Origin of the sequence: Micromonospora sp. NPDC049240, from assembly GCF_040647835.1 — a bacterium.
Classification (GTDB): Bacteria; Actinomycetota; Actinomycetes; order Mycobacteriales; family Micromonosporaceae; genus Micromonospora.
The window spans coordinates 1-18,185 of the sequence record NZ_JBEZCX010000031.1 but is presented as its reverse complement, the minus strand read 5'-3'; the positions used below and the strand labels follow the sequence as shown (position 1 = coordinate 18,185).

17 protein-coding genes and 2 pseudogenes are annotated in these 18,185 nt (G+C 73.0%); 13 read left to right on the top strand and 6 right to left on the bottom strand.

Going from position 1 to position 18,185, the window contains the following annotated elements; genetic code table 11:
• Nucleotides 1-49: 49 nt before the first annotated feature.
• Complete coding sequence (locus tag AB0B02_RS30500; RefSeq protein ID WP_281938646.1) at nt 50-694, top strand: HAD-IA family hydrolase; 645 nt, start codon at nt 50-52, stop codon at nt 692-694.
• Nucleotides 695-855: 161 nt separating this feature from the next.
• Nucleotides 856-1,782 (top strand): RIO1 family regulatory kinase/ATPase, encoded by a 927-nt coding sequence (locus AB0B02_RS30495; RefSeq protein WP_107162523.1) that lies wholly within the window; start codon nt 856-858, stop codon nt 1,780-1,782.
• An 88-nt stretch (nt 1,783-1,870) separates the two neighbouring features.
• On the opposite strand, the gene AB0B02_RS30490 is transcribed toward AB0B02_RS30495, so the two are convergent.
• On the bottom strand, nt 1,871-2,119 hold the full coding sequence (locus AB0B02_RS30490) for a DUF2630 family protein (RefSeq protein WP_107162524.1): 249 nt from the start codon (nt 2,117-2,119) through the stop codon (nt 1,871-1,873).
• Nucleotides 2,120-2,459: 340 nt separating this feature from the next.
• On the opposite strand from AB0B02_RS30490, the gene AB0B02_RS30485 reads away from it, so the two are divergent.
• From AB0B02_RS30485 to AB0B02_RS30450, 8 genes are all read left to right on the top strand, one after another.
• Nucleotides 2,460-3,797, top strand: coding sequence for a cytochrome P450 (locus AB0B02_RS30485; RefSeq protein WP_281939317.1), 1,338 nt, complete (start codon nt 2,460-2,462; stop codon nt 3,795-3,797).
• Nucleotides 3,794-4,669: a terpene synthase family protein gene (locus AB0B02_RS30480; protein ID WP_357306257.1), complete on the top strand. Its 876-nt coding sequence runs from the start codon at nt 3,794-3,796 to the stop codon at nt 4,667-4,669. Before AB0B02_RS30485 ends, AB0B02_RS30480 begins: the two co-directional genes overlap by 4 nt.
• Nucleotides 4,666-6,219 (top strand): prenyltransferase/squalene oxidase repeat-containing protein, encoded by a 1,554-nt coding sequence (locus AB0B02_RS30475; RefSeq protein WP_357306254.1) that lies wholly within the window; start codon nt 4,666-4,668, stop codon nt 6,217-6,219. Before AB0B02_RS30480 ends, AB0B02_RS30475 begins: the two co-directional genes overlap by 4 nt.
• An 80-nt stretch (nt 6,220-6,299) precedes the next feature.
• Complete coding sequence (locus tag AB0B02_RS30470) at nt 6,300-8,741, top strand: nitrate- and nitrite sensing domain-containing protein (RefSeq protein WP_357306251.1); 2,442 nt, start codon at nt 6,300-6,302, stop codon at nt 8,739-8,741.
• 66 nt (nt 8,742-8,807) lie between these two features.
• Complete coding sequence (locus AB0B02_RS30465; RefSeq protein ID WP_281938655.1) at nt 8,808-9,233, top strand: roadblock/LC7 domain-containing protein; 426 nt, start codon at nt 8,808-8,810, stop codon at nt 9,231-9,233.
• Nucleotides 9,230-9,619: a DUF742 domain-containing protein gene (locus AB0B02_RS30460; protein WP_281938657.1), complete on the top strand. Its 390-nt coding sequence runs from the start codon at nt 9,230-9,232 to the stop codon at nt 9,617-9,619. The genes AB0B02_RS30465 and AB0B02_RS30460 overlap by 4 nt, the downstream gene beginning before the upstream one ends.
• The gene (locus AB0B02_RS30455) at nt 9,600-10,208 is read left to right on the top strand and encodes an ATP/GTP-binding protein (protein ID WP_107162530.1); all 609 of its coding nucleotides are present in this window, start codon (nt 9,600-9,602) and stop codon (nt 10,206-10,208) included. The genes AB0B02_RS30460 and AB0B02_RS30455 overlap by 20 nt, the downstream gene beginning before the upstream one ends.
• A 22-nt stretch (nt 10,209-10,230) precedes the next feature.
• On the top strand, nt 10,231-10,689 hold the full coding sequence (locus AB0B02_RS30450) for a GNAT family N-acetyltransferase (RefSeq protein WP_281938660.1): 459 nt from the start codon (nt 10,231-10,233) through the stop codon (nt 10,687-10,689).
• Nucleotides 10,690-10,707: 18 nt separating this feature from the next.
• Here AB0B02_RS30450 and AB0B02_RS30445 read toward each other — a convergent pair.
• The 3 genes and pseudogenes from AB0B02_RS30445 to AB0B02_RS30435 all read right to left on the bottom strand — a co-directional run.
• Nucleotides 10,708-11,269 (bottom strand): annotated as a pseudogene (locus AB0B02_RS30445) (IS5 family transposase); the annotation flags it as partial.
• Entirely contained in the window at nt 11,253-11,834 is a 582-nt protein-coding gene (locus tag AB0B02_RS30440) for a DinB family protein (protein WP_357306244.1), read from the bottom strand. The pseudogene AB0B02_RS30445 and the gene AB0B02_RS30440, both read right to left, overlap by 17 nt.
• 388 nt (nt 11,835-12,222) lie before the next feature.
• On the bottom strand, nt 12,223-13,071 hold the full coding sequence (locus AB0B02_RS30435; RefSeq protein ID WP_281938664.1) for a LysR family transcriptional regulator: 849 nt from the start codon (nt 13,069-13,071) through the stop codon (nt 12,223-12,225).
• 94 nt (nt 13,072-13,165) lie between these two features.
• Here AB0B02_RS30435 and AB0B02_RS30430 point away from each other — a divergent pair, with 94 nt between their 5' ends.
• Nucleotides 13,166-13,897, top strand: a complete 732-nt coding sequence (locus AB0B02_RS30430) for an SDR family oxidoreductase (protein WP_281938665.1) — start codon at nt 13,166-13,168, stop codon at nt 13,895-13,897.
• 66 nt (nt 13,898-13,963) lie between these two features.
• Here the strand turns inward: AB0B02_RS30430 and AB0B02_RS30425 are convergent, their stop codons facing one another.
• Nucleotides 13,964-16,849 carry an aconitate hydratase gene (locus AB0B02_RS30425; RefSeq protein WP_281938667.1) on the bottom strand — a complete coding sequence of 962 codons (2,886 nt, stop codon included), beginning with the start codon at nt 16,847-16,849 and terminating at the stop codon, nt 13,964-13,966.
• Between the two features lie 156 nt (nt 16,850-17,005).
• On the opposite strand from AB0B02_RS30425, the gene AB0B02_RS30420 reads away from it, so the two are divergent.
• Together AB0B02_RS30420 and AB0B02_RS30415 are read left to right on the top strand one after the other, a co-directional pair.
• The gene (locus AB0B02_RS30420; RefSeq protein ID WP_281938669.1) at nt 17,006-17,362 is read left to right on the top strand and encodes a VOC family protein; all 357 of its coding nucleotides are present in this window, start codon (nt 17,006-17,008) and stop codon (nt 17,360-17,362) included.
• A gap of 24 nt (nt 17,363-17,386) precedes the next feature.
• Nucleotides 17,387-18,040, top strand: coding sequence for a DedA family protein (locus AB0B02_RS30415; RefSeq protein WP_357306237.1), 654 nt, complete (start codon nt 17,387-17,389; stop codon nt 18,038-18,040).
• A 50-nt stretch (nt 18,041-18,090) separates the two neighbouring features.
• Here the strand turns inward: AB0B02_RS30415 and AB0B02_RS30410 are convergent.
• A pseudogene (locus AB0B02_RS30410) lies at nt 18,091-18,185 on the bottom strand (phytochelatin synthase); the annotation flags it as partial.

The following is an 18,185-nucleotide window of genomic DNA, read 5'->3' as shown; positions in this document are numbered from 1 at the left end:
CGGACCTCCGGCCCTGCCGGTGCCCAGCGCGTTCCCGTAGGGTGCTCAGGTGCCGTTGCTCCTGCTTGCTCTGGACGACACCCTGCTGGACCGCGACGGGCCGTTCCGCGCCTGGGGAGCACGCTTCCTGGAGAGCATCGGCGCGCCGCCCGTCGACCTCGACTGGCTGGTCTCCGTCGACGCGGACGGGCTGACCAACCGGTGGGACGTGGCCGACGCCATCCGGGACCGCTACGGGCTGCGCATCCCGTCGATCGACCTGGTCGAGGAGCTGCACGACGGCGTGGTGGCGCACATGCGGCTGGACCCGCTGGTGGCCTGCGCGCTGCGGATCGCCGCCGACGCGGGCTGGGTGCCGGTGGTGGTCACCAACGGCGCGGAACGCCAGCAGGACACCAAGATCCGCAGGACCGGCCTGGACCGGTACGTCGCCGACTGGGTGATCTCCGAGGAGGCCGGGGTCAGCAAACCCAACCCCCGGATCTTCGCGCTCGCCGCCCAGCGGGCCCGGTTGCCGCTGCGCGGCGCGTGGGTGATCGGCGACAGCCCGGAGGCGGACATCGGCGGCGCGACCGCGGTGGGCCTGCCCAGCGTCTGGCTGCACCGGGGGCGGCGTTGGTCGGATCCCCGCTTCGCGCCGACCCGGGTGGAGGACGGGCTGATCCCGGCCGTGGCCGCCGTGCTGGCGGGCTGAGCGGGGAAAATCGGTTGCCCCGCCCGGACCGGCCCACGAGCATGGTGCCGCGCGAGGGCGCAACCGGGTCGCCCGGTCGAGGAGAGGAGGTCGGTCATGGCCGTCTTTGCAGGGTCGTTCCGCCTGCCTCCACCAGACTCGACCGAAGGACAGATCCACCAGTGCGCGATCACGACTTCCCGGCGCAGCCGCGCCGTGGCCGCGGCAAGAGCCGCTTCGACGACGACGAACCCGATTTCCTGAAGCGGGGCCGGCCGGCCCCGACCCTCGCCGACCCGGACGCCGAGCCCGACGCGGAGGACCGCTGGTCCTCCTGGGACCAGGCCGTCCACGGCCCGGAGCCGCACCCGGCCTGGCTGGTGACCGAGCTGGCCGCCCGGGACACCGAGCTGGGGATGCTCAAGACCGGCAAGGAGGCGGACGTCCACCTGGTCCGCCGCGCGGTGCCGGACACCGACCGGGGCTGCCTGCTGGCGGTCAAGCGCTACCGGGACGCCCAGCACCGGCTCTTCCACCGCGACGCCGGCTACCTGGAGGGCCGCCGGGTACGCCGGTCGCGGGAGATGCGGGCGATGGCCGGGCGCACCGCGTTCGGCCGGCAGATGATCGCCGGGCAGTGGGCGGCGGCCGAGTTCGCCGCGCTGTCCCGGCTGTGGGAGATCGGCGCCGCTTCCGGGCGGATCGCCGTGCCCTACCCGGTGCAACTGCTCGGCACCGAGCTGATGCTGGAGTTCGTGGGCGACGCCGGGGCGGGCGAGGCCGCGCCCCGGCTGGCCCAGGTCCGACCGGACGACGACGAGCTGCGCGACCTGTGGGAGCAGTTGGTCGACGCCCTGGTGGTGCTGGCGCGGGCCGGGTACGCCCACGGCGACCTGTCCCCGTACAACCTTCTGGTGCACGCCGGCCGGCTGGTCCTGATCGACCTGCCGCAGGTGGTGGACGTGGTGGCCAACCCGCAGGGGGCCGAGTTCCTGGCCCGCGACGTGCGCGTGGTGGCCGCCTGGTTCACCGCCCGGGGGCTGCCCGCCGCCGACACCGATCCGGTGGCGCTGACCGAGGTGTTGCTGCGGGAGGCGGGGATCCGCTGAACCGGGAGCGTCCCGGGCGGGATCCGTCCCGCCCGGGACGTCGGCTCGGCGGTACCGCTGCGGGCGGCGGTGCCGTCCGCAGCGCGGGTCACTGGAGGTAGCGCTCGACCTCCGGCACCGGGCGCTCACCCTGGGCGTCCGGGTCGCCGTGTGCCTGCCGGGCCGCCCGGCGACGGCGGAGCAGGTCCCAGCACTGGTCCAGGGACTCCTCCAGGTGTCGGAGCCGCTCGCGGGCCTCGTCGTCGGTGCCGGCCTCGTGCTGCTGTGCGCCGGCGCGCAGCCGGTGCTCCTCGTCCACGAGTTCGGAGATCCGGCTCAGGATGGTCTTGTCGTCCATGCCCGAAGCTTGGCACAGCGGACGCGCCCGCGCCCGCGTTCCCGCGCCGGAGAGGCAGGTGTCAAGCGGGGCTCCGACCTATACCGAAAGCGTTGAGCGGGGGCCCGGCCTTACCGCAAACCTTTCGGCGTGACGCATATCCCACCGGCTCCATTCTCGACAAAGAGATTGTTGTTAAGTGAAATATCCTCGTTGCCGTCTTTTGCTTCAACGTCCAGGATGGCATGCTCGCGAGCAACGTTCACGGGTCGAGACGGGGTAGCGACCCTCAGCAACCCGAGGGAGCGTTCAGGTGGTCGATTCGTCCGGCCTGTCCCGGCCCACCGGCCGGCCTCGTGTCGTGCCGCTGCGGCAGATCCTGCCCGCCGTCCTGCGGGACCCGGCCCGCGCGCTGATCGACCTGGGCAACCGCACCGGTGGCGACCTGGTCCGGCTCAACCTCGGCTCGTTCCGCCCGTACCTGGTCACCCATCCCCGGCACGTGCAGCACGTGCTGCGCGACCGGGCGGACAACTACGAACGGGCCGGCGACGGGCTGTTCTGGCGCCCGGTCAAGCGGCTGTTCGGCGAGGGCATCCTCGGCGAGGGGCAGGTCTGGTCCGCCAGCCGGCGGATGTTGCAGCCGATGTTCACCGCCAAACGGGTGGAGGCGCTCATCGACGGCATGGCCGAAGCCATCTCCGACGCCGTCGACGAGCTGGACGAGCCGTACCGCGCCGGGCGGCCGGTCGACATCGGCCTCGAGCAGGCCCGCATCGTCAGCCGGGCGATCATGAAGGTGCTCTTCGCCGACCGCATCTCGGTGCCGGACGCGATGCGCGTGATCGACGCCCAGGACCGCATCGCCACCGCGGTCATCCCCCGCATCGTCGTGCCGTTCGCGCCGCTGTCGCTGCCGATGCCGGGCGACCGGGCGTTCCGCCGTGCGGTGCGCGTGGTGGACGACGTGCTGGTGCCGATCGTCCGGCAGACCCGCGACGACGCCGACTCCGGCGACGACATCATCTCCACGCTGTGGCGGGCCCGCACCGACGACGGCCGGCGGCTCGACGAGCGGCAGGTCCGCAACGACACCGTGGCCATGTTCGCCGCCACCACCGAGACCACCATCAACGTGCTCACCTGGGCCTGGCCGCACCTGCACCAGCACCCCGAGGTCGCCGAGCGGCTCTACGCGGAGATCGACGACGTGGTCGGTGACGGCCCGGTACGCCGCGAGCACCTGGACCACCTCACCTACACCAGGATGGTGCTGGACGAGCTGCTGCGGCTCTACCCGATCGGCTGGATCATCCCGCGCCGCGCGGTCGCCGACGACGTCATCGACGGCGTGCCGATCGAGGCCGGCGCCACCATGGCGGTCAGCCCGCTGATCACCCAGCGGATGCGGCAGTTCTGGGACCGGCCGGACGAGTTCGACCCGGAGCGGTTCCGGCCGGAGCGGGTCCGCGACCGCCACCGGTACGCCCACTTCCCGTTCGGCGGCGGCCCGCACCAGTGCCTCGGCATGTACCTGTTCTATCTGGAGGCCCAGCTCATCCTCGCCACGATGCTCAGCCGCTACCGCTTCCGGCTGCGTCGCACCGACGTGCCCTGGTTGCGCCTGGCGGCGGCGCTGCGGCCCCGCGAGCGGGTCGAGCTGACGTTGCTCGCGGCCGGCCGGGCGGAGCCGGCGTGACCGGCGGACCGACGCCGGATCCGATCACCGCCGCGGCGGAACAGGGCCGGATCTGCGCGCTCGTCGCGCACGGCCAGCGTGGCCTGCGGCGGGTGGCCGCCGCGCACCCCGCCCTGTTCCCCGCCGACCCGTTCGACGCGACGCTGTTCGGCAGCATCGCCTCGGCGATGGCGTTCAGCGCGCCCTGGCACACCGCCGCCGAGCTGGCGGTCACCAACCGCGCGGTGTTGTGGGGCTTCGCCGTCGACTGGCTGGTCGACCAGCGGGCGACCAGCCGCGCCGAGGTGGACCGGATCGCCCGGACCTGCCTGGACGTGCTGGACGGCGCGTCGACGACCGACCCGCTCGGCCGGTTCCTCGCCGAACTGCGCGACGACGTCGCCACCGCGCCCGGCTACGCCGCCCTGCGCGGACGCTGGCGCACCACCATGGAACGCACGTTGGACGCGATGGCCCGCGAGTGGACGTGGCGGCGCACCGGCCGGCCCACGCTCGCCGAGTACCTGGCCAACGCGGACAATCTCGCCGCCACGGTGGTCAACGTGGCGCACTGGATCCACACCGGATCGGTCGCCGACGCCGCCGCGCTGGACCGGCTCATCGAGGTCGGCGACGAGGTGCAGCGGGCGCTGCGCCTCGTCAACGACCTCGGCACGCACCGCCGGGACGCGGAGTCGGGCGACCTCAACGCGTTGCTGCTGGTGGACGACCCGGCGGAGGTCGAGCGGCGGTTCGCCGAGCAGGTCGACCACTGCCGGGTGCTGCTGGCGAAACTGGCCGACGAGGCGCCCCGGGAGGCCGACTTCCTGGCCCGCCAGCTCGGGTTCACCACCGGGTTCTACCGGCACACCGACTTCTGGGGCGTGCGGTGAGCCTCACCGCCCAGCCGGCCACCCGGAGCGGGCCCGCGCGGGAACTCGTCGACGCGCTCGCCGACGACCCGACGGGGCAGACCTCGCCGTCGATCTACGAGACCGGCCGGCTGGCCGCGCTGGCACCCTGGCTGCCCGGCCACGACACCCGGCTGGCCTGGCTGCTCGACCGGCAGCGCCCGGACGGCGGGTGGGGCGGGCCCGGCGGCTACGCGCTGGTGCCGACGCTGAGCGCCGTCGAGGCGCTGCTGACCGAACTGCACCGGACCGGGCCGGCCACGGCGCCGACCACCGCCGCGCACCGCGGCCTGGCGTTCCTGGCCGCCGCGCTGCCCGGCGACACCCCGCCCGACCTGCCGGCCACCGACCTGATCGTGCCGGCGCTGCTGACCGCCGTGGACCGGCGTCTCACCGGCCCGGCGGGCCCACCGCCCGGGCTGGCCGGGTGGGCGGACCGGCCCCGCCTGCCCCTGCCGGCCGGTCTCGACCCGGCCCGGCTGACCCGGGTACGCGGACTGCTGGCCACCGGCCGGCCGGTCCCGGCGAAGCTGGCGCACGCGCTGGAGGTGACCGGCGAGCTGGCCCCCGGGGCGGCCGGTGTCCGCCCCTCGGCGAGCGGCTCGGTGGGCGCCTCCCCGGCCGCCACGGCCGCCTGGCTCGGCCGGCCCGAGCCCGGCCCCGCCCTGGACTACCTGCGCGGGGTCGGCCGGCCCGGGCCGGTGCCCTGCGCCAGCCCGATCACCGTCTTCGAACGGGCCTGGGCGCTCGCCGCCCTGATCCGGGCCGGCGTCCCGCTGCGGGTGCCGGAGCCGGTGCTGGCCGAGTTGGGCGCCGCCGTCGGCGCGTCCGGCGCGGCCACCGCGCCCGGGTTGCCGGCCGACGCCGACACCACCTCCGTGGTGCTCTACGTGCTGGCCCGACTGGGCCGGCCGCTCGGTGTCGCCCCGCTCGCCGGGTACGACACCGGACGGCACTTCTGCACCTGGCCGGGGGAGGACGGCGCCTCGCTGACCACCAACGCGCACGTGCTCGACGCGCTCGGCGAGCACCCGACCCGGCCCGGCGTGACGGCGGCCCGCCGCCGGGTCGCCGACTGGCTCATCGAGCGGCAGGAGCCGGACGGGCGGTGGGAGGACCGCTGGCACGCCTCGGCGTACTACGCGACGTACGCGGTGCTGCTCGCGCTGGCCGACCACGCGCCCGACGGGGCGGCCCGGACCGCCGTCGAGCGGGGCGTCGGCTGGCTGCTGGACACCCAGCGGGCGGACGGATCGTGGGGGCGCTGGCAGGGGACCGCCGAGGAGACCGCGTACGCGGTGCTCGCGCTGACCGGCGCGGGCCGCGCCGGGGACCCCCGGATCGCCGCGGCGCTGGCCCGGGGCCGGGCCCGACTGTCCGAGCTGGACGGATGCGACGGCGGTCCGGCACTCTGGCACGACAAGGACCTCTACCGCCCGACGCGGATCGTGCGCGCGGCGGTACTGGCCGCGTCGGGGCGTGCCGGCTGGGCGTCGCCGCGTCCGGCACCCACCATGATCAGGATCGCTTGAATGGAGTTCACGACGGCTGCTAGCGTGCGCCGGAGTCGATCGGATTCCGGACCGACCGAAGACCGGGCCAGGACGGTGTGATGGGTTCCCGCAGTACGAATCTCCGTACGAAGATCATCGCGCTGCTGGCGTCGCTGACCGCGCTCTGGGCGTTCGCGGCCTGGGTGACCGTACGGGACGGGTTCAACCTGCTCGGCGTGCAGGCGCTCAACGCGCGGGTCTTCGAGCCGAGCGACCCGCTGCTGCTGGAGCTTCAGAACGAGCGCCGACTCTCGCTGCGCTACCTGGGTGAGTCCGACCCCGGGCAGTTGCAGGAGCTCCAGGCCCAGCGTGGACGCACCGACAGCGCGGCCACCGCGCTGTGGACCTCGGTCCAGGACTGGCGCACCGAGGTCCCGGCCAGCGACGAGCTGGAGCAGCGGCTGGCCGAGCTGAAGGCCGAACTCGGCCAGCTCGTCCAGGTCCGCGACGAGGTGGGCCGCAAGACCATCGACCGGACCGCGACGCTCGCCGCCTACGACGAGGCGGTGGACGGCATCTTCGCCGTCTTCGACGCGCTCGGCGGTCTCGACGACGACCAGATCGCCCGGGACACCGCGGCGCTGATCGACCTGAACCGCTCCCGTGAGCTGCTGTCCCAACAGGACGCGCTGCTCACCGGCGCGGTCTCGGCCAACCGGCTGACCGTCGCCGAGCAGACCGCCTTCGCCCGGCTGGTCGGCGCCCAGTGGTTCCTCGCGGACCGGACCGCCCGGGAACTCGCCCCGACCGACCGGTCCCGCTACCAGCAGATGGTCGAGGGGGAGGCGTTCGGGCAGCTACGCACGCTCCAGGACCGGGTGCTCGCGGCCAAGGGCGAGGACGTCCGCCCGCCGGTCACCGCCGCGGCCTGGCGGGCCGCCGCCGACCGGGCGATGGCCGACCTGCGCGGCGTGATCCTCGCCGGCGGCGAGGACATCGTGTCCCGGGCCACCCCGGTCGCCATCGGCGTCATCGTCCGGCTGGTGCTCGCCGCCGGTCTCGGCCTGATCGCCGTCGTCGCGTCCGTCATCGTCTCGATCACCACGGCCCGCGCGCTGGTCCGGCAGCTCGAACGGCTGCGCGAGGCCGCCTTCCGGCTGGCCAACGAGCGGCTGCCCAGCGTGGTGGAGCGGCTGGGACACGGCGAGGAGGTGGACGTCGCCCGGGAGGCGCCGCCGTTGCAGTTCGGCGACGACGAGATCGGCCAGGTCGGCAAGGCGTTCAACGCCGTGCAGGAGACCGCCGTCCGCACCGCCGTCGAGCAGGCCGAGCTGCGCCGCAGCGTCCGCGACGTGTTCCTCAGCCTGGCCCGGCGCACCCAGGCGCTGGTGCACCGCCAGCTCACGCTGCTCGACGCCATGGAACGCCGGGAACACGACGCCGAGGAGTTGGAGGACCTGTTCCGGGTCGACCACCTGGCCACCCGGATGCGGCGCAACGCGGAGAACCTGATCGTGCTCTCCGGGTCGACGCCGGGTCGCGCCTGGCGGCGCAGCGTGCCGATGGTCGACGTGGTGCGCGGTGCCGTCGCCGAGGTCGAGGACTACACCCGGGTGACCGTCCGGCCGCTCGGCGCGGTGTCGCTGACCGGCCGCGCCGTCGGTGACGTGATCCACCTGCTGGCCGAGCTGATCGAGAACGGCCTCTCCTTCTCGCCGCCGCAGACCGCTGTGGAGGTCCGCGGCCAACTCGTCGCCAACGGCTTCGCTCTCGAGATCGAGGACCGCGGCCTCGGCATGAGCGGCGACGATCTGGCCGCCGCCAACGCGCGCATCGTGGACCGCTCCGAACTGAACCTCGCCGACGCCGCCCGGCTCGGCTTGTTCGTGGTCAGCCGGCTCACCGAGCGGCACGGCGTGAAGGTGCAGCTCCGGGAGTCGGCGTACGGCGGCACGACCGCGGTGGTGCTGATCCCGCGCGAGCTGATCAGCACGGACGCCGGCGACCCGGGCGGCTCCGACGACGCCCGCGACGACGACGCGCCGTCGCCGGCCGCCGTGGCGCCTGACGGATCGGGTCGGCCCGCCGAGGAGACCGTCGGGGTCCGGGTGGGCGAGGACGGCACCACCGGCGGGTTCGGCCCGATCGACACCGGTACGCCGGAGGCCGAGCCGGCACCGCCCGCGCCCCGGATGACGCCGTCCGGGCTGCCGGCGCGTACCCGCAAACGGCAGCCCGCGGTGGCCGGGCCGACCGCGGAGCTGGCCGTGGTCGAGAACCGCGCCGCCCCGCCCGCGGCCGAGGCGGCGGCGCCGCAGACCGACGCCGGGCTGCCCGTCCGGGTACGCCAGGCCAGCCTCGTCCCGGAGCTGCGGCACGAACGGTCCGAGGCGGACGACGACGGGGCGGACGACACGGCGCGCGCGCCGGAGCAGGTACGCCGGATGATGAGCTCCTACCAGAGTGGAACCCGACGTGGCCGCACCGACGCGGCGCGGTTGCTCGGTGGGGCGCACGGGGCCGGTGACGGGCCGGCCGACGGAAACGAGCAGGTCACCTGACCGGGCGTCGAGGCCGACGCATCCGGGACGAGAACGGCACACCAGCCGGGGAGAAGAGGACGACGAGTGGCGCAGAAGACGGCTTCGAGCGCGGATCTTGCGTGGCTGCTGGATGACCTGGTCGGCCGGGTCAAGCAGGCGGAACACGCCGTGGCGCTCTCCACCGACGGACTGCTGATGGCCTCGTCCCGCGGGTTGAGCAGGGACGACGGCGAGCACCTGGCGGCGATGGCGGCGGGCATCCAGAGCCTGGCCCGGGGTGCGGGCAAGCGGTTCGGCGGTGGTCAGGTGCAGCAGACCATCATCGAGATGCAGTCCTCCTTCCTGTTCGTCACCGCGGCCGGCCGCAACGCCTGCCTGGCGGTGCTGGCGGCGGAGGACGCGGACGTCGGCCTGATCGCGTACGAGATGGCCATGCTTGTCACCCGGGTCGGCCGGTTCGTCGCGTCACCCACCCGGGAACAGCCCCTCGGCGAGAACGCGGCGCGATGACAGGCCGGGGGGAGCCCACCGAGCAGGAGTGGGTCGACGACCACGCGGGGCCGGTGGTCCGCCCGTACGCGGTGACCGGTGGCCGGGCCCGCCCGGTGACCGGCACGTTCGACCTGATCTCCCTGGTGACCGCGACCCGCACCGAGGTCGGGTCCGAGTCCGGGCTGGGCCCGGAGCACGTGGCGATAGTCGGCCTCTGTCAGCGGATCCTCTCCGTGGCCGAGATCGCCGCCCATCTCGACCTGCCGGTGGGCACCGTCCGGGTCCTCCTCGGAGACCTGGCGGCCCGCAGTCTGGTGCAGGTACGCGAGCCGCGCGCCACCCCCGCCGGCCTTCCCGACGAGCATGTTTTCGAGGCGGTAATCAATGGACTACGGGCGCTCTGAGCGGCCGGCGGGAGCAGCGCCGCTGCCCACCGCGATCAAGATCCTGATCGCCGGTGGTTTCGGCGTCGGCAAGACCACCATGGTCGGCGCGGTCAGCGAGACCCGGCCGCTGCGTACCGAAGAGGTGCTGACCGAGACCGGGATCGGCATCGACGACCTGTCCGGGGTGGAGGCGAAGTCGACCACCACCGTGGCGATGGACTTCGGCCGGATCACGCTCAGCGACGATCTGGTGCTCTACCTGTTCGGCACGCCCGGACAGGACCGGTTCTGGTTCGTCTGGGACGAGCTGGCGCTGGGCGCGCTCGGCGCGGTGGTGCTCGCCGACACCCGCCGGCTGGCCGACTGCTTCCCGTCGATCGACTACTTCGAGGGGCGCGGCACGCCGTTCGTGGTGGCGGTGAACTGCTTCGAGGGAGCCCGGCAGTTCCGGCTCGACGAGGTCCAGGCGGCGCTCGACCTGGACCCGGGCGTGCCGGTCGTGCTCTGCGACGCACGTCAGCGCGAGTCGGCCAAGGAGGTGCTGATCACGCTGCTGGAGCACGCCATGAAGCTGCGTGAGGCGCGTCGGCGGGCCGCCGGTGACTGAGCCGGCCGTGTCCGTCCGAGCGATGACACCGGCGGAGTTCGACAGCTGGCAGGACGAGCTGGCCGTCGAGTACGCGCGGGAGCACGTCACGGCCGGCAACTGGACGGAGGCGGAGGCGCTCGACCGGGCGCGGGAGGCCAACGCCGCCCTGCTGCCGGACGGCCTGGCCACGCCCGGCATGCTCCTCCTGATCGGCGTGCTGCCCGACGGTTCGTCGATCGGCCGGCTGTGGATCGGCCTGACCCATCCGCGCGGCGTCGCCCACTGCGCCTTCATCTACGACATCGAGGTGGACGCCGACCGCCGCGGTCAGGGCCTGGGCCGGGCGTTGCTCGCGGCGGGGGAGCGGGCGGCCCGGGAACGAGGCGCCCGGGCGCTGGAGCTGAACGTCTTCGGCGCCAACGAGAGGGCCGCGACGCTCTACCGGACGTCGGGCTACCAGGTGGTCACCCAGCAGATGCGCAAGGACCTGCTCGCCTAAGGCGTGTTTCATAAGCCGGAACGCGGGTGGGCGCCCGCCCTTGGAGCCCTTGGCCTTGCGGTGGGCGTCCTGGTCGCTCTTGCTGGGGATGCAGGCCGATCATCGATAGGACCTTCTGGCCCTGCTCGCAGGCCAGATGAGTCTTGGTGGTCAGCCCGCCGCGCGATCGGCCCAGCGCATGATCGGCAGGCTCGTCGTGCACACCGCCGGGTGGTTCCTTCTGCAGATGCCCATCGGTGCGGGCACCGGCGGCGTGCTGATGGGCGCGGCTGGTCATCGAGTCCACGCTCACCGTCCAGCCGATCCGGCCGGTCGCATCGCCGGCCGCCCGCAACGCCGACAGGATCCTGTCCCAGGTTCCGTCGCGCTGCCAGCGACGGAACAGGCCGTAGACGGTAGGCCAGGGCGCGTACTGGGCCGGGACGTCACGCCACGGCACGCCGATCCGGACCCGCCACCGGATCGCGTCGATGAGCTGCCGTTTCTCCCACTTCGGCGGACGACCTGTCCTCGGCGCGGCAGGCAGCAGCGGAGCCAGAACAGCCCATTGCCCGTCGGTCAGGTCATGCCGCCTCGTCAGCCGACCTGGCGGCCTGCTCGATCTTCGCGCAGTAGGCTGCACGGGTTTCCTCGTCGATCGGGTTCTCGTGTTCGGGGCGCAACCCGGTCCGGCCGTCGAGGCCCTCGCGCAGGATATCGGCGTGCCCGGCATGCCGGATGGATTCGCCGAGGACATGGACCATGATGGCGAACAGGTTCGTGTCGGCGTAAGGCTCCGGCCACCACGGCACGTGGCCGGGGGCGTCGAGGGGAAGCGCGTTGATCGTCGCGTCCGAGTGTTCCCACGTGCGCCGGTAGAGCGCGATGATCTGATCGCGGGTCTCGTGCTCGGTCGCCCACAGATCGCTGCCGTTGGAGTCCTGCCACCGGGTCAGCGGTTCCGGGGAAGGGCGGTCGAAGACCTCGCCGAAGTACCTGGCCTCGACGGTGGCCACGTGTTTGACCAGGCCGAGGAGGTTGGTCCCGGTTGCTGTCAAAGGTCGGCGGGCGTCGTATTCGGACAAGCCGTCGAGTTTCCAGAGCAGCGCCTTGCGGTCCCGCCGCAGTCTCCCGTGCAGGTTGGCTTTCGCGAAATCATCGATCATGCGGCATGAGCCTGCCACGGGCTACTCGTGGTCTCAAGATCCGTACGCGGTCCGCAACGACCGGAGAGCCGAGGTCGCGCGGACCTTGGCTCGTGCGGCCCTTGACTCGTGCAGGGTCGCTGGTTACTGAGCGTCGCCGTGGCAGGGAACAACTCACTTTGGTGCGGTATACCTCTCCGTCATAATTATGACGGAGAGGTATACCGCTTCGCGGGCAACTACGCCGCCGGCCGCGACACGCCCGGAGGCGAGTTGCGGCGGGCCCGGCCGAGCGCTGCCTCCGGACACACCCGGCGACTGCCGAGGCGGCCGGGTGGCGCGGCGTGCCCTCAGGAGAGCAGCGTGGCGCGTGGCCGCAGCGGTGGCCGGGCAGCCCGCGCGGGCGTGGCTAGAGGCGGGTGGCGGTGCGGACCAGGGCGGCCAGGGACCGCGACCGGCTGTGCGGCGGCCACGCGATCACCGTGGTCACCGCCGGCGCGTCCGGCACCGGCACGGCGGCCAGGTCGGGGCGCAGGAGCGTCCGGCACGACTCGGGGAGCACCGCCGCCGTCCGGCCGAGCGCGATCAACTGGAGCAACTGGGCGTGGTCGCGGACCTCGGGCCCCGGCCCGTCCGGATAGCTGCCGTCCCGGCGTGGCCAGCGCGGCAGCGGCAGGTCGGGCAGCGCCGCCACGTCGGCCGCCCGCACCTGCGCCCGGCCGGCCAGCGGATGCCCGGCCGGCAGGACCACCACCTGCTGTTCGGTCACCAGTTCCTCGGTGTCGAGCCCGGCCGTCGAGTCGAACGGCAGGTGCAGCAGCGCCACGTCGGCCCGCCCGTCGCGCAGCAGCCGCTCCTGTTCCCCGATGCCGCACAGCAGCACCTCCACGGCGACCGCGTCGGGCTCGGCGGCGTACGCGTCGAGCAGTTTCGGCAGCAGCTCGCTCGACGCGCCGGCCTTGGTGGCGAGCACCAGGCCGGGCTCGCCGAGCACGGTGGACGCGGCGCGGCGGGTGCGGCGGTCGGCGGCGGCCACCGCGTCCAGCGCGGCCCGGCCCTCGCGCAGCAGCACCGCGCCGGCCGGCGTCAACGTGACGGCCCGGCTGTCGCGGGCCAGCAGCGTCGCCCCGAGCCGCCGTTCGAGCTGCGCGATCGCCCGCGACAGCGGTGGTTGGGCGATGCCGAGGCGGCGGGCGGCGCGGCCGAAGTGCAGCTCCTCGGCGACCGCGACGAAGTAGCGCAACTCCCGGGTCTCCACCCGGCCACCGTACCTCCGGGCGATACCCGTCGGGTATCGCCCGCTACCGAGACGGTGTTGGCCGCCCGGTGCCAGCGCGGCCAGGATCGGTTGCATGAGTGAAGGCACGATCGCGCTGGTGACCGGCGCGAACAAGGGAATCGGGTACGAGATCGCGGCCGGGCTGGGCGCGCTCGGCTGGCGGGTGGGCGTCGGCGCCCGCGACGAGCAGCGCCGGGAGGCCGCCGTGGCGAAGCTGCGCGCGGCCGGCGTGGACGCGTTCGGCGTACCGCTGGACGTGACCGACGACGCGAGCGTGACCGCCGCCGCCCGCCTGCTGGCCGAGCAGGCCGGCGGTCTCGACGTGCTGGTCAACAACGCCGGCGTCACCGGCGGCATGCCGCAGCGGCCCGGCGGCGCGGACGTCGCGACCGTGCGGGCCGCGGTCGAGGTCAACGTGATCGGCGTCATCCGGGTCACCGAGGCGATGCTGCCGCTGCTGCGCCGCTCGGCCTCTCCACGGATCGTCAACATGTCCAGCGGCGTCGGCTCGCTCGCCCGGCAGAGCGCCTCCACCGGGGAGGAACAGACGGGCCCACTCTCCGTGGCCTACGCGCCGTCGAAGTCGATGCTCAACGCGGTGACGATCCAGTACGCCCGCGCGCTCGCTGACACCGACATCCTGATCAACGCCGGCTGCCCCGGCTTCACCGCGACCGACCTGAACGGCTTCCGCGGGGTGCGTACGCCGCAGCAGGGCGCGGCGATCGGGATCAGGCTGGCGACGCTGCCCGACGACGGGCCGACCGGAGGATTCTTCGAGGACGCCGGCGTGGTGCCCTGGTGACCGTGCAAGGAGGGGCCCCTTGTTAACAGACGTCTGTTAACAAGGGGCCCCTCCTTGCACCAGGTGCTAGCTGGCGATCATGCGGCGCAGCACGTACTGGAGGATGCCGCCGTGCCGGTAGTAGTCCGCCTCACCGGGGGTGTCGATGCGGACCACGGCGTCGAACTCCACGCCGGTGTCGGTGGTGACCTTCACCGTGCGCGGGGTGTCGCCGTCGTTGAGCGCGGTGACACCGCTGATCGAGAACGTCTCGGTGCCGGTCAGGCCCAGCGACTCCGCGGTGGTGTCGACCGGGAACTGGAGCGGCAGGACGCCCATGCCGATCAGGTTCGAGCGGTGGATCCGCTCGTACGACTCGGCGATGACCGCCTTCACGCCCAGCAGCATGGTGCCCTTGGCCGCCCAGTCCCGCGACGAGCCCGAGCCGTACTCCTTGCCGGCCAGGATGACCAGCGGGACGCCCGCCTCCTGGTACGCCATCGAGGCGTCGTAGATCGAGGACTGCTCGCCGGTCAGGTGATTGACCGTGAAGCCGCCTTCAGGGAGCGCAGCTCCCGCATCGGAACCGGCGCCCGGGAGCCGCAACTGATTCCGCAGCCGGATGTTGGCGAACGTGCCCCGGATCATCACCTCGTGGTTGCCGCGGCGGGAGCCGTACGAGTTGAACTCGTGCCGGGCCACACCGTGCTCGGCCAGGTACTTCCCGGCGGGGGAGTCCGCCTTGATGGAACCGGCCGGGGAGATGTGGTCGGTGGTCACCGAGTCGCCCAGCTTCGCGAGGACGCGGGCGTCGGCGATGTCCTGCACCGGGGTCGGCTCCTGCTGCATGCCCTCGAAGTATGGAGGCTTGCGCACGTAGGTGGAGTCGCCCGCCCAGGAGAACGTGTCACCGGTCGGGGTCGGCAGCGACTGCCAGCGCTCGTCGCCGGCGAACACGTCGGCGTACGCGGAGCTGAAGCCGGCGGCGCCGATCGCGGAGGCGATGACGTCCTGGATCTCGGCGGTGTTCGGCCAGATCTCGCGCAGGAACACCGGGTTGCCCTGGGCGTCCTCGCCGATCGGCTCGTTCGCCAGGTCGATGTCCATGGTGCCGGCGAGCGCGTACGCGACCACCAGCGGCGGGGACGCCAGGTAGTTCATCTTGACGTCCGGGTTGATCCGGCCCTCGAAGTTGCGGTTGCCGGAGAGCACCGAGACGACGGCCAGGTCGCCCTCGTTGACGGCGGCGGAGACCTCCTCCGGCAGCGGGCCGGAGTTGCCGATGCAGGTGGTGCAGCCGTAGCCGACCAGGTTGAAGCCGAGCTTCTCCAGGTAGGGCGTGAGGCCGGCGCGGTCGTAGTAGTCCATGACCACCTTCGAGCCCGGCGCCAGGGTGGTCTTCACCCACGGCTTGCGGGCCAGGCCCTTCTCCACCGCGTTGCGGGCCAGCAGCGCGGCGCCGATCATCACCTGCGGGTTCGAGGTGTTGGTGCAGGAGGTGATCGCGGCGATCACCACCGCGCCGTGGTCCAGCTCGTACTCGACGCCGTCGGCGCCGGTCACCCGGACCGGGTTGGTGGCCCGGCCGCCCGCGCCCACGGCGGCGGTCTCCAGGTCGCGCGGCGCGTCCGCCGGGTCGTTGACGCCGTTGGCGGGCGCGTCGCTGGCCGGGAACGACTCGGCGCTGGCCTCGTCGGCCGGGCCGTCGGTGCCGAACGGCTTCTGCTGCTGCGGCACGCCCGGCTTGCGGCCCGGGTCGCCGCCGGTCTCGTCGGCCGCCACGTAGTCGGTCAGCGCGGAGCGGAACAGCGTCTTCGCGCTGCCCAGCGGCACCCGGTCCTGCGGGCGCTTCGGGCCGGCCAGGGACGGCTCGATGGTGCCGAGGTCCAGCTCCAGGCGCTCCGAGTACGCCGGCTCGTGGTTCGGGTCGTGCCAGAGGCCCTGCTCCTTGGCGTACGCCTCGACGAGCGCGACCTGGGACGCGTCGCGGCCGGTCAGCTCCAGGTAGCGGACCGTCTCGGCGTCGATCGGGAAGATCGCCACGGTGGAGCCGTACTCCGGCGACATGTTGCCGATGGTGGCGCGGTTGGCCAGCGGCACCGCGCTCACGCCGGGGCCGTAGAACTCGACGAACTTGCCGACCACGCCGTGCTTGCGCAGCATCTCGGTGATGGTCAGCACCAGGTCGGTGGCGGTGGTGCCGGCCGGCATCTCACCGGAGAGCTTGAAGCCGACCACGCGCGGGATCAGCATGCTGACCGGCTGGCCGAGCATCGCGGCCTCGGCCTCGATGCCGCCGACGCCCCAGCCCAGCACACCCAGGCCGTTGACCATGGTGGTGTGCGAGTCGGTGCCGACGACGGTGTCCGGGTACGCCTGGCCGTTGCGCTCCATGATCGTGCGGGCCAGGTACTCGATGTTGACCTGGTGCACGATGCCGGTGCCCGGCGGGACGACCTTGAACTCGTTGAACGCGCTCTGACCCCAGCGCAGGAACTGGTAGCGCTCCTTGTTGCGCTCGTACTCCAGCTCGACGTTGCGCTCGAACGCGTCCTCGCGGCCGAACAGGTCGGCGATGACCGAGTGGTCGATGACCAGCTCGGCCGGGGCGAGCGGGTTCACCTTGGTGGCGTCGCCGCCGAGGTCGCGGACGGCCTCGCGCATGGTGGCCAGGTCGACCACGCAGGGCACGCCGGTGAAGTCCTGCATCAGCACCCGGGCCGGGGTGAACTGGATCTCCACGCTCGGGTCGGCGGTGGGGTCCCAGCCGCCGAGCTGCCGGATGTGGTCGGCGGTGATGTTCGCGCCGTCCTCGGTCCGCAGCAGGTTCTCCAGCAGGATCTTCAGGCTGTAGGGCAGTCGTTCGTGCCCCGGAACCTGGCCGATCCTGAAAATCTCGTAGCTCGCGTCTCCGACGCGTAGCTGGGTCTTCGCACCGAAGGTGTCGAGGCTCGCCACGTCGTACTCCTTCACACCAGCGACCGTGAGTAGTCCTGAGCAGTTTGTCGCACCGACCGGGGCGCCGCCGTGCTTAGGCGACACTTACCCGCGTCGGTCTATACAAAACCGTACGTCCGTCTTGCTATTCACGCAACCTCGTGCCACGCTGCGGGACGAGGAGGTGCCACCATGATCCACCACGTGCTGCTGGCCTGCCCGCGCGGCTCCGAGGACCGCTCCCGCGCGTTCTACGTCGGTCTGCTCGGCCTCACCGAGAAACCCAAACCCCCGGCCCTCGCCGCCCGCGGCGGCTGCTGGTTCATCGGGTACGACGCCGAACTGCACCTCGGCGTGGAGGACGATTTCGTGCCCGCCCGCAAGGCCCACCCGGCGCTGGTCCGTGCCGACCTGGACCGGCTGGCCGCTCGGCTGGACGCCGCCGGCCACAGCGTGACCTGGGGCGACGACGAGATCCCCGGCATGCGGCGGTTCCACACGTACGACCCGCACGGCAACCGGCTGGAGTTTCTGGCCCCCACGGGCTGAGTTCCACCCGGGTAGTGTCGGAGCGTGGTCGACGTGCAGCACTGGCTCTCCGCGCTACCCCCCGGCGTGATCTACCTGATCGTCGCCGGGGTGATCGGCGTCGAGAGCATGGGCGTCCCGCTGCCTGGCGAGATCGTGCTGGTAAGCTCCGCCCTGCTCGCCGCCACCGGAGTGGTCCAGCCCGAGTGGGTGGCCGTCGCGGCGGCGACCGGCGCGATCGTCGGCGACTCCATCGGGTACGCCGTGGGCCGCCGTGGCGGCCGGCCACTGCTGGAACGGCTGGGCAGGCGTTTCCCGAAGCATCTCGGCCCGGCGCATCTGGCCCGCGCCGAGCAGAGCTTCGCCCGGCACGGTGTGTGGGCGGTCTTCTTCGGCCGGTTCGTCGCGCTGCTGCGCATCCTCGCCGGCCCGCTGGCCGGGGCGCTGCACGTGCCGTACCGCCGGTTCCTGGTGGCGAACGCGGCCGGCGGCCTGGTCTGGGCCTTCGGCACGACGTACCTGCTGTTCTACGTCGGGCGGGCCGCCGAGCACTGGCTCAAGGACATCTCCTGGGCCGGGCTGGTGCTCGCCGTGCTGGCCGGCCTGGTCAGCACGTGGTGGCTGCGCCGGCGCGGGAAGCGGTTGGCCGCGGCCGAGACGCCCGAGCGGAACGAGCCGGTCGGCGCGACCGAGCGCTGACAACAAGGGCCCGACCCCCGTTGGTGGGGTCGGGCCCTTGCGCGTTGGTGTCAGCTGGTGCTGTAGCCGCGGGTGGCGATCCAGTCGGCGAGGTTGTCGACGCTGATGCGGTAGGAGGCGGTGTTCGGGTTGGCGCTGTCGGCGA

Bases quoted from the DNA above. Each gene is read 5' to 3' on its own strand.
- AB0B02_RS30490 (WP_107162524.1), bottom strand. From the start codon at position 2,119: ATGGACGACAAGACCATCCTGAGCCGGATCTCCGAACTCGTGGACGAG.
- AB0B02_RS30470 (WP_357306251.1), top strand. From the start codon at position 6,300: ATGGGTTCCCGCAGTACGAATCTCCGTACGAAGATCATCGCGCTGCTG.
- AB0B02_RS30460 (WP_281938657.1), top strand. From the start codon at position 9,230: ATGACAGGCCGGGGGGAGCCCACCGAGCAGGAGTGGGTCGACGACCAC.
- AB0B02_RS30455 (WP_107162530.1), top strand. From the start codon at position 9,600: ATGGACTACGGGCGCTCTGAGCGGCCGGCGGGAGCAGCGCCGCTGCCC.
- AB0B02_RS30450 (WP_281938660.1), top strand. From the start codon at position 10,231: ATGACACCGGCGGAGTTCGACAGCTGGCAGGACGAGCTGGCCGTCGAG.
- AB0B02_RS30440 (WP_357306244.1), bottom strand. From the start codon at position 11,834: ATGATCGATGATTTCGCGAAAGCCAACCTGCACGGGAGACTGCGGCGG.
- AB0B02_RS30430 (WP_281938665.1), top strand. From the start codon at position 13,166: ATGAGTGAAGGCACGATCGCGCTGGTGACCGGCGCGAACAAGGGAATC.
- AB0B02_RS30420 (WP_281938669.1), top strand. From the start codon at position 17,006: ATGATCCACCACGTGCTGCTGGCCTGCCCGCGCGGCTCCGAGGACCGC.